This is a genomic window from Tenacibaculum sp. IB213877 (assembly GCF_034043975.1).
Taxonomy (GTDB): domain Bacteria; phylum Bacteroidota; class Bacteroidia; order Flavobacteriales; family Flavobacteriaceae; genus Polaribacter.
Genome location: NZ_JAXCHH010000004.1, coordinates 138,594 through 149,580, shown reverse-complemented (window position 1 = coordinate 149,580; position 10,987 = coordinate 138,594). Strand labels below are relative to the sequence as shown.

Sequence of the window (10,987 nt, the reverse complement as noted above, 5' to 3'; positions counted from 1 at the left end):
TTATGCAAAAGTCTCGGTTAAGACTATTTTAGGGTCTTCAAATTGTCTGGTATTTTCTTTTTCTTCTTCCCAACGTAAGGCATCCATTCTTGCTATTTGCTTAATTGGATACTTGTTCATAATGGTATTTAATTCTGCAATGGTTTTAGCTAAAGTCATTTTACGCTTTTTCTGTTTTTGTCTTCGTGCTAATGCAGATATATCATTTCTAAATTTTCTAAATACACCCATATAAATAATTTTTAGAGAGGTGTTTAGTAAATCTTCAAATTCATCAGATACTTCGTTAGGGAAAGATTTTTTTAAGTCTATAATTGCTTTCAGGAACATTACCGAATTACGTTCTTGAACCGATAGGTTTGAGGTGTCGTATTCCTCAACACTAAACATTGTATTGTAGACTGTTTTAAAGTGTTTTATGGCATTGTTAACAGCATCGAAGTGATTATCTACTAACTTTACGGATTTCTCTTTTTTAAGTGCTTCAAAGAGTTTTACAGCTTGTATAAACGTAATTTCAACACATTGTTTTTCATTACTGATATAAAAACTCTCTTTCATTTTGTTGCGTAGGTAGCATAGTGAAGCATTTTCTAAAGTTTGCCCAATAACATCTTGTGCTATTTCAGCTTTAATTTCAGCAATTCTACCAACTCTACTTTTTATAGGTAGTTCTTTTAATCGTTTATATTCTCTTGTATTATCTAAATAGAGTTCTCTTACTATTTCAAGATACTGTAGACGTTCATCTATTTCTTCTTTAGGTTGTAAATCACCTAATGTGTTATTAATGATTTCCTCTTGTTCAGAATATATTTTACTGTCTTCACCAAAAGCAGAATGGAAGCCTTGTAATTTCTTTAAGGCTTTTTCATTTAGTTTAATTAACGAGTCTGATTGTGCAGTAGGATAAAAATTGTAAATCAGTATTTCTTTGGCTTTTGTACCAATACGGTTAACACGTCCGATACGTTGCATTAAACGTGTTGCATTCCAAGGAATATCGTAATTAAGAATTACGTTACTACGATGCAAGTTGATACCTTCTGCCAATACTTCGGTAGTAATAATGATATTATATTCATTTTCTTGTTTGCCAGGGTAATTAGCATCAAAGTTTTTACGGATGGTATTAAAACGCTTTTTGACGTTTGACGCACTAATAGCCATTATATCAGTACGACCAACTTTTTCTAATTCGTCTGCTAAATATTTTACGGTTTCTTTAGATTCTGAAAATATGACTAATTTTTTTTCAAGATTATCTTTATCAAAAAACACTTTATTTAAGTCACTAATAAACTTAACGATTTTAGGGTCTTCGTGAACTGCTTCCCATTTTACGAAAAGGTCATCAATAATTTCTTGGTCTCGCTTTAAGCCTTCTAATAATTCAGGTGAAAAATCTTCAGCTTTATAAATAGCATTATTAGGTGATTGCTCGTTTAGTTCATTAATTTTATCTTCAATTTCATCTTCTTTACCTTCATCATAAAATTTATTTAGGTCTAAATCTGGTGCAACAAAAATCTTGTCATTTTCAAACATTTCAATCATACGCTGATTGGAAGCGTGAAACCTCTTTAATGATTTTTTAAAGGCAAAGAAACTGCTCTCCAAACGTTTTACCATTTGGGTTTTCATAATCATTGCTAATTGCCTTGATATGAGTGTAGCGTTATCGTATATCTCTAAATACTCTTCATTAATAAACTCAATAGCACGGTAACGATAATAACCTACACCATCAATTAGATTGAATACTGTTTCGTAAAAAAGACTATTTAGATTTTCATTAAAAGTATATTCTACTTTTTGAGGTGTTCTAATATCTGGGAAAGACATTCCTTGAGCATCGACGTCTTTTTTATATCGCTTGATATTTTGAATATCTGCTCTTGTCCTACGAATTACCAATTCTGTAAAAATCTTATCTCTAATAGGTAGATAAATGTCTTTTACTTTTTGAACTAACTCCTTATGGTCTTTTACTTTATAAAGTTGTTTGTAGGCTTCAATCTTTTTTGAAAAAAAGGTTTGAAGATTTGGTACACCTTCAATAGTAGATTTTCGAGAGTCTTGAAATAGATATACTTGATTTGCTATATCATCAGGCTTATTGTTAAGTGGTGTTGCCGATATAAGCATTACCTTTTTCTTTCTGTTTATATCGTTACCGACCGAAATACGAGGTGTTTTACAAATTAACTCTAACAACCCATACATATTTGAAGTTCCAGATCTAAACTTATGCGATTCATCGACTACTATTAAATCATATTCTTCAGGATTATGATAGTTGATATTATCACCATCTATGATTTTATGTAAACTACCATTAGTTATAAATTGAACATAATTAGTAATACCAAAATCTTTAATCGTGTTTTTCCAGTTTGCTTCTAATGCATTAGGATATACAACTAATACTTTAGTATTATAACCATTTTTTTCAATGTATCTTTTAATTATTCTTGAAGCCACAACTGTTTTTCCTAAACCAACGACATCAGCAAGAATAAAACCGTTGTGCTTCATTAACTTATTAAATCCTTCAACCACTGCATCACCTTGGTATTGTAAGTTGGTATAGCCTTCAGGTAAATCTTTTCCAGAAAGTTGGTCTCGTATAACAGCATCACCGAAATACTCGATGAGCATTTTTATATAGAGTTCGTAAGGTGTTATATCCTCATTTAAATAGGTTTTCTTTTTTAAGCCTTTTATATCAACAGGCAATAATTCTGTAGATTCCTCCCAAAGCTCTTCAAACTCATTTGTGGCAAATACAACATCTTCGTAATCTTTAAGCAATACATTAAACTCGTAGTTAGATGATGCGTTTGAACCTAATCCTGCATCCGTTAAATTGGATGAGCCTGTAATTACACTTCCGTTAGTGTGTTCATTAAAAGGCTTTGGTCTAAAAATGTAAACTTTAGCGTGTAGATTTCTTTTACCGTGCGCTTTTATGGTTACCTTTTTTGTAATAATATCATCAATAAATTGAATGATACCTTTTTCAACGTCTTCACTGTATTCAGCTTTGGATATATCCTCCGAAACAAAGTTTATATACTCTTCTTTTGTATGGGTTGTATTTTCTAAATAAAGTTGCCCTTTTTTTTGAGCTTCGTTTATTAAGTCATCTACATTGATTCCTACTAATATTCTAATTTCAGGCACATTGTCAAGTAGAGGTCTAATTTTAAAATATCCTGATGCTCTAAAATACCCTACGAGTGCATCGAAACTATGTATTGATTGATTTTCAAATACACCCTTAAATTTATTTATTAAGTTGTTATTATTCTTATTAGTAAAAAACTTTGTTGACATTCAATAGTTGATATTATAAAACCATAAAAATATAAATCTTTTTTGTGGTAGTTGGTAATATTTCCAAGTAAATGTTAAAACCCAAAAAACCGAATGGGTTAATTGGGTTACCCTGACTTATGCAGGGTTAATTTTTATCATACCCATAGTGAATATTGTAGTAATCTAAATAGTTATCTATTATTTCATACTCATCATTTTTAAAGGCAAAGAAGTATGGCAATATCTTACTTATGGATATTTGTTCTTTTAAGATTTGATCTATATAAGGTAAAAAGGCATTCGTTATTTCTAATTCAGTTTTTACTTTAAGTGCGTTTTTAACCTGTTGTTTAATTCTTTTTGTAACTACTAACTTACTTTCACTTTTTCCTCTTTTTTGAGAATCACTTTGATTATGCATTTTTATTCTTGACTTATATAGTCTTTGAAGCTCGTCAATAAAATGTTCGACATAATCATTTTCATCAACAATCTTTTGCTCGACGTATTTTAATTTGTTTAATGCTATTGAATCGAACGAGAAGAATTTACTTAAAGTAGGTCTGTTCTCTTCTTCAAAATATTTTTCAAGATAATCGCGGATAAAATCAATATCATATTCTTTTAAAGCACGGAACAAATCAACATCATTAAATTTCAGCGCCGCTGGTGAAATATTTTTTTGATATTTAAGAGAAGATAAATAATTATTAAAAAAAGAGAGAGCATCTTCACCTTCAGAGTCGCTATCTTTTTTTTCTTTTTCATTTATTTCTTCTTTATTATTCTTTATATTATTCTTTTGTTGGTAGTTGTCAACTAAAGGGATAAAGAAATCAGATAAATGTTTGCTAAAATCAGAAGGTAGTTTACCGTTATTAGACAACTGATATATTTTAGGTATTAATTCTACTATTTTAGGATAGTGAACGGTAAAATATTTTACTCTTGGCATCCCTTTAATTTCGGTTGAAATAATTCCTAAACTTTCAAATCTACTTATTATTGATTTTAGAGAATGTTTCTTAATGCCTGTTTCTTGTCTAATAGTTTCAGAGCTGTGAAAGAACTCTTTTTTCTTTTTAAAGGCCATCCCTTTAACTACTATGTATTCAAAAAAGACAACTTCCTCACAATTAAAATAATCGTAATTGTATCGCTGTAATTTCTGAATATTAATAGCTAAAGGATGTGTATCCTCCTTTTTAAATTTTTTCATCTGACCAGTGGAATTAAAAATAGATGTGCTTATGCACTTTTGTTTTGGGTTAAAATTTTAATTACGTCGTCATACTCATAGTACATAGTTTTACCCATTTTCGTAAAGGGTAGTGTACCGTTAACACGTAAGTTTTGCAACGTACCTGGTGAGATGTTAAGCATCTCTCTTACGTCTGCTGATTTTAACCACTTTTTTTGCTCCGTTTGGCTTCCTAAAATTGTCTTCAGTTCCGTGATGATTTCCTGTTTAAGAGTCTTTAAATCATCCTTTGTAATTACTTCAAATGTCATTTTCTAATAAAACGTATTAAAAGGCATAAACGCCTGATTTATATTGTGTTAATTTACTACATTTTGTGCTTTAGTTAAAACAAACTTATTAACATTTATGCACTATATTTTAACAGAAAAACCCTTGATTTTATAGGCGTTTACAAGGGTTTTGTGTTGAATTAATAGTCAATTTTGAAAGCTATTGTTTATATCTCCTAATTAGCTAATCGCTTGGATGCTTCTGTATTACTTTTATTAGCGAACTTTTGCTTTAAAATTGCCATATCATCACTCACTTTTCTATCTAATATTTTAGCATAGTGTTGTGTAGTTTTTAATGATTTATGACCTAACATTTTACTAACCGATTCCATAGGTACACCATTAGATAATGTAACTGTTGTGGCAAAGGTATGACGAGCTAAATGCGTAGTAAGGTTTTTAGTGATACCACATAAATCTGCTATCTCTTTGAGATATGCATTTGATTTTTGATTGCTTAATACAGGAAGTAAAACGCCTTTTGTTACTGCTTCTGGATGGTTCTCGTATTTCTTTATGATTTCTAAAGCTGTTGGAAGTAGTGGTATGTTACTGCGTGTATCTGTTTTAGTACGCTTTGTTTTAATCCATTTATCGCCATCAATACCAAATACCAAATTATCTTTTGAGAGCTTCTTAACGTCGCTGTAGGCTAAACCTGTAAAGCAACAGAAAATAAAAATGTCTCTTACTTGCTCCAATCTTGGGGTATGTAATTCTTTATCGAGCATATCTTGTATTTCTTCTTCTGATAGGAATTGACGTTCAACTTCTTTTAAACGCACCTTGTAATTTAAAAATGGGTCTTTTGCTATCCAACCATTAGCCAAAGCAATACGCACTATTTTTTTGAAGTTCTTTATGTATTTAATGGTGCTGTTATGCCCACAGTTTCTAACGGTTTTTAAGTAAAATTCAAAGTCAGTTATAAATTGGTGGTCTATACGCTTTATGCTTATATCACTTACTTTGTACTGATGTTGCATAAATTCTTGTAGATGTTTAGATACGGTTTTGTAACGTTCTAAAGTACCTGCCGAAAACTCTCTACCTACTAATTTTTCTACTTGTGTATTATGGTTTTCAAAAATGGTTATAAGAGTGCGTTCTTTTTCTTCTATACCTAATAACTTATTTTTTAGGGTTTCTGTAGTTACTGGCTTATCGTCTTGGATTAAGTCTCTTTGACTTTGATAAACTTTTGTAGTAAGCGAATCTAAATAGGCGTTAAGCTCTCGTATATCTTCAGTTCTTCCAATAGCTTTATTGGCTTGATTGTTCCATTTCTCAATCTCAATAGTTCGCTTTGTGCTGATTTCTGTACGTTTACCATCTATGGTAATACGTAGATAAATAGGACATTTGCCCTGTGCATCTACTTTACTTTTCTTCAAGTAGAATAATAATCCAAATGTTTTGTTCATTCTGGTGACCTTTAAAATTATACATTAATTTACGAAATAATTAGGTCTTAATACGGGTTTAAATAACTGATTTATAAGTAGTTATTAACAAACAGGTGACCTAAAAAAGGTTTTGAAAAGGTCACCTAAAAGGTCACCAACAGAATGGTTTTTAATACACTTTTTGATGTTTTGTAGAAACTAAAAAGTCCCATAAACATAGTGTTTACAGGACTTTGATTGAAATTGAATAAATTTCAGCGGAGAAAGAGGGATTCGAACCCCCGGACCTGTTACAGTCAACGGTTTTCAAGACCGCCGCATTCGACCACTCTGCCATTTCTCCAGTCGTACATCAGGTATTCCCTGAATGCGGATGCAAATATATCACCTTTTTTTAATTACAAAAAAGATTTTTCAATTTTTTTAATCATTTTTTTCTTCTGTGTTTTCTAGCTTTTGTAATACTTTTACAATCAATAATTTTCACAATTTTATGTTTGAATATTTTTTATTAATTGTAGTAGGTTTTTGCGTTGGATTTATAAATACTGTTGCTGGTGGAGGTTCATTATTAACTCTTCCGGCATTAATTTTTTTAGGATTACCACCTAGTGTAGCTAATGGTACTAATAGAGTTGCTATTGTTATCCAAACAGCAATTGCTACTGCCGGATTCAAAAGTAAAAATGTATCAACCTTTCCTTTTAATATTTATTTAGGTGTATCTGCTTTAGTAGGTTCAATCATTGGAGCACGAATAGCTGTTGATATCAAAGGAGAAACCTTTAACAAAATACTATCAATTATTATGATTGTAGTTTTGTTAATTATTGTTTTTAAACCCAAAATGAAAGTAGAAGAATTACAAGAACGTATCACGGGAAAGTATTTGTGGATAGCTATCATCGCTTTTTTCTTTTTTGGTATTTATGGTGGATTTGTAAATGCAGGTATAGGTTTTATTATTATTATGTTTTTACATAGTGTAAATCATATGAATTTAATCCGTGTAAACGCTACAAAAGTTGCAGTAGTATGTATTTATACGATTTCTGCATTGGTAGTTTTTGCTCTCAATGATAAAGTAAACTGGATGATTGGTTTGATTTTAGCTATTGGAAACGGACTAGGAGCATGGGTTTCAAGTAGAGTATCCGTAAACAAAGGAGAAGGATTTGTAAAAAAGTTTTTGATAGTAATGTTGATTGTTATTGCTATTAAATTGTGGTTTTTCTCATAAAATCATACATTCGTAACCAGTAATAATTGATCATTGTTGATTAACTAATTGATAATTGAAATAATATGTTTAATTCCTTCGGAAATATTTTAAAACTAACCACTTTTGGTGAATCTCACGGAACTGCAATTGGTGGTGTTATTGATGGTTTTCCAGCTGGTATAGAAGTCGATTTTGAAGCAATTCAAAAAGAATTGGATAGACGAAAACCAGGACAATCAAAAATAGTAACACAACGTAAAGAACCTGATACGGTTGAGTTTTTGTCAGGAATTTTTGAAGGAAAAACTACTGGAGCTTCTATCGGATTTATCATTAAAAATACCAATCAAAAAAGTAAAGATTACAATCATAATACCAATGTATATCGTCCTTCACATGCCGATTATACCTATGATAAAAAGTATGGAGTAAGAGATCATAGAGGAGGAGGAAGAACTTCTGCTCGTGAAACAGCGAATTGGGTAGTTGCTGGGGCTTTAGCCAAACAGCTAATTAATCATATTAACATCAATGCATTTACCTCTTCGGTAGGAGATATTTTTATTGACAAACCCTATCAAGAGCTTGATTTTTCAAGAACAGAAAGTAATATTGTTCGTTGTCCTGATGAGGTTTCAGCGGATAGAATGATTGATAAAATCACTCAAATAAGAAAAGCAGGAGATACTATTGGAGGTACCATTACCTGTGTAGCTCAAAATATGCCTGTTGGTTTAGGAGAACCCATTTTTCATAAACTGCATGCAGAATTAGGTAAAGCGATGTTGTCAATAAATGCTGTCAAGGGTTTTGAATTCGGGAGTGGATTTTGTGGAGCAAGAATGCAAGGTTCTGAACACAATGATATTTTCAATGAAGACGGAACCACACAATCTAATTTATCAGGAGGAATTCAAGGAGGAATTTCCAACGGAATGGATATTTATTTTAGAGTAGCCTTCAAACCGGTGGCAACGATTATGCAAAATCAACCAACTATAAATTCTGAAGGAGAAGCAACTGAAATACAAGGAAAAGGACGTCACGATCCTTGTGTTGTGCCAAGAGCAGTGCCTATTGTTGAAGCCTTAACAGCATTGGTGTTAGCTGATTTTTGGCTAATGGATAAAACAAGAAAACTTAATTATTAATTTTATATAAACTATGAAGAAAATTTTACCCCTAGTACTATTTACAATTTTAGCATTAAATGTTAATGCGCAAAAATGCTTTAAAGGAAAAATAGAAGATTTAACCGAATTAACTAAAAGAAAATTAGTTGTAGTAACATTAAAAGAGGATGTAGGTTATGTTGAGAAATTGACGAAAAAAATAGGGAAAACCCAAAAAGCTGATAAGAAAGAAAAATTAGAAAAAGAATTAAATGATTACCAAAATCAAATCAGTAGCTTTAATAATAATGTAAAGGAGTTAATCCCAACATATTGGAGCTTAAATAATGATAGTGATATTAAATATCTTACAAAAGATGAAGTAGAAAACTATATTAAAAATGAATCTGAAACTTATGCAGTTTTAGACTTAACTCCAGATGAGACTATTGTATCAGGATATAATTCAGTATTAACGGTTAACCATAATATTATTACCTATGGAGCTTCTGAAAAGAAAAGATCAAAAGCTACATATAGAAATCATATACTTAATGTAAACTATAACTTTCCTAAAACGAGGTTTAAAAATAAAAATCAACAAAAATTAGTTGAAGATCTAGAAAAAGAGAAAGAGAATAAACCAAAAGTTTTAAGTAAAGAGAATATAATTATTACGTTAGTTATTGGTCAAAACTATATTAAATCGGTTCTTGAAACAGGAGAAATCTTATCTTTTTCAGATTATGCTAAAAAAGTATCTGAAAAAAATAAAAAATTACTTCAAGGAAAAAGAATTATGATTCAATCGGCAATTGTAGGTAGTAAAGTATATAAAAACCTAGAAGAGTATTCAGATAGAATAGAGTTGGTTTCAGCTGAAAGAATTGCACAAGCCATAAATAATAATGAAGATGTTTATATTGGTCTTCCAGCAATAAAAAAATATATAAAAGCCAAATCTGGTTTTGGTGCCGGAGGAGTGAGTGTTGGTTTTACTTCTATAAATACTTTAGATCATAAATTGGTTTATAATCCTTATAAGAGGGAGATAATTTCTTTTAGAAATGCACCTTCACCGTTAAACTATAGATCTTTTAAGAAAAAAGATATTGAAGAGTTATTCGCAAGTGAATAATTTATAATCTATAAAATGTAAAAGGTAGTAAGTTCATCTTGCTACCTTTTTTGTTTATAAAATCTTTTTCTTTTAACATTTTTTGGTTGATTTATGATGTAATTTTAAAGTGAATTTCTGAACTTTTTCATCTTTTTTACTGTGGATTTCATCAAAGGACGCGGAGCGCAACATAACACCCATAATCGTTTTTTACAGCATCAACATCAAGTGGTTGATGACTTTTTAAACTATTGTGCTACAGAAAATGAGGCGTCTGATAATAATAAAACTTCTTATTTAGAAATTTACCCTAAAACTATTCTGAATAAAGTAGAGAGTCCGGATATAGGTTTGGCATATTCCATGAATCCATATCAGGGTTGTGAACACGGTTGTATTTATTGTTATGCGCGTAATACTCATGAGTATTGGGGGTATTCAGCCGGATTAGATTTTGAGCGTAAAATCCTATATAAATCCAATGCTCCTGAGCTGTTAGAAAAGAAATTGAGAAGTAGAAATTGGCAACCACAAACTATTATGTTTTCTGGAAATACGGATTGTTACCAACCCATTGAAAATAAACTCGAAATCACACGAAAAATGCTCCAAGTTTTGTTAAAGTTGAAGCATCCTGTAAGTATGATTACTAAAAATGCGTTAATTCTCCGAGATTTAGACATCCTGAAAGAAATGACCTTAATGAACTTGGTAAATGTGAGTATTTCCATCACATCGCTTTCTGAGGAAACCAGACGAGTTTTAGAACCAAGAACAGCTACAATTAAAAAACGATTAGAAACTGTTGAAATTCTTGCTGAAAATGGAATTCCGGTTAATGTAATGATGGCGCCAATTATTCCCGCAATTAATAATCATGAAATTCTTTCTTTGGTTAAAAAAGTAAGCGAGTTAGGAGCGAGTTCTGTGGGGTATACTGTCGTGCGACTGAACGGAGCTATTGGTGAGATCTTTACCCAATGGGTGAAAAAAGCATATCCTGATAGAGCTGATAAAATTTTACATCAAATAGAAGATTGTCATAATGGCTCATTGAATGATTCTCGTTACGGAACTAGAATAAAGGGAGAAGGAAAGTTTGCTGAACAAATTGCTACTCAGTTTAAACTAGCAAGAAAACTCTATTTAAGAGATAAACATTTACAATCTCTTGATTTTACAAAGTTTGATAAACATCAAAGTAATCAAACAAAACTCTTTTAACAAAAAAGCTCGCCATTGGCGAGCTTTTTTAAATATAATTTCTATT

General features: G+C 30.9%; 8 protein-coding genes and 1 tRNA gene. 4 read left to right on the top strand and 5 right to left on the bottom strand.

All coding sequences use genetic code 11. From position 1 onward, the window contains the following. The 5 genes from SLH33_RS04030 to SLH33_RS04010 form a co-directional block, all read right to left on the bottom strand. On the bottom strand, positions 1–3,339 hold the full coding sequence (locus SLH33_RS04030) for a helicase-related protein (protein ID WP_320417789.1): 3,339 nt from the start codon (positions 3,337–3,339) through the stop codon (positions 1–3). Between the two features lie 127 nt (positions 3,340–3,466). Then, a complete protein-coding gene (locus tag SLH33_RS04025) occupies positions 3,467–4,540 on the bottom strand; it encodes a hypothetical protein (RefSeq protein WP_320417788.1) in 1,074 nt (357 codons plus the stop codon). Between the two features lie 29 nt (positions 4,541–4,569). Then, positions 4,570–4,833, bottom strand: a complete 264-nt coding sequence (locus tag SLH33_RS04020) for a helix-turn-helix domain-containing protein (RefSeq protein ID WP_042241164.1) — start codon at positions 4,831–4,833, stop codon at positions 4,570–4,572. 197 nt (positions 4,834–5,030) lie between these two features. Beyond that, complete coding sequence (locus tag SLH33_RS04015; protein ID WP_320417787.1) at positions 5,031–6,281, bottom strand: site-specific integrase; 1,251 nt, start codon at positions 6,279–6,281, stop codon at positions 5,031–5,033. A 240-nt stretch (positions 6,282–6,521) separates the two neighbouring features. Continuing rightward, positions 6,522–6,606: transfer RNA gene (locus SLH33_RS04010), tRNA-Ser, on the bottom strand. A gap of 150 nt (positions 6,607–6,756) precedes the next feature. Here SLH33_RS04010 and SLH33_RS04005 point away from each other — a divergent pair. From SLH33_RS04005 to SLH33_RS03990, 4 genes are all read left to right on the top strand, one after another. Further along, positions 6,757–7,503: a sulfite exporter TauE/SafE family protein gene (locus SLH33_RS04005; protein WP_320417786.1), complete on the top strand. Its 747-nt coding sequence runs from the start codon at positions 6,757–6,759 to the stop codon at positions 7,501–7,503. A gap of 65 nt (positions 7,504–7,568) precedes the next feature. Beyond that, entirely contained in the window at positions 7,569–8,636 is a 1,068-nt protein-coding gene (gene aroC / locus SLH33_RS04000; RefSeq protein ID WP_320417785.1) for a chorismate synthase, read from the top strand. Between the two features lie 13 nt (positions 8,637–8,649). Then, a complete protein-coding gene (locus SLH33_RS03995; RefSeq protein ID WP_320417784.1) occupies positions 8,650–9,735 on the top strand; it encodes a hypothetical protein in 1,086 nt (361 codons plus the stop codon). A 141-nt stretch (positions 9,736–9,876) separates the two neighbouring features. After that, on the top strand, positions 9,877–10,941 hold the full coding sequence (locus SLH33_RS03990) for a PA0069 family radical SAM protein (protein ID WP_320417783.1): 1,065 nt from the start codon (positions 9,877–9,879) through the stop codon (positions 10,939–10,941). Positions 10,942–10,987 lie beyond the last annotated feature (46 nt).

Bases quoted from the DNA above. Each gene is read 5' to 3' on its own strand.
- SLH33_RS04030 (WP_320417789.1), bottom strand. From the start codon at position 3,339: ATGTCAACAAAGTTTTTTACTAATAAGAATAATAACAACTTAATAAAT.
- SLH33_RS04025 (WP_320417788.1), bottom strand. From the start codon at position 4,540: ATGAAAAAATTTAAAAAGGAGGATACACATCCTTTAGCTATTAATATT.
- SLH33_RS04020 (WP_042241164.1), bottom strand. From the start codon at position 4,833: ATGACATTTGAAGTAATTACAAAGGATGATTTAAAGACTCTTAAACAG.
- SLH33_RS04015 (WP_320417787.1), bottom strand. From the start codon at position 6,281: ATGAACAAAACATTTGGATTATTATTCTACTTGAAGAAAAGTAAAGTA.
- SLH33_RS04005 (WP_320417786.1), top strand. From the start codon at position 6,757: ATGTTTGAATATTTTTTATTAATTGTAGTAGGTTTTTGCGTTGGATTT.
- aroC (WP_320417785.1), top strand. From the start codon at position 7,569: ATGTTTAATTCCTTCGGAAATATTTTAAAACTAACCACTTTTGGTGAA.
- SLH33_RS03995 (WP_320417784.1), top strand. From the start codon at position 8,650: ATGAAGAAAATTTTACCCCTAGTACTATTTACAATTTTAGCATTAAAT.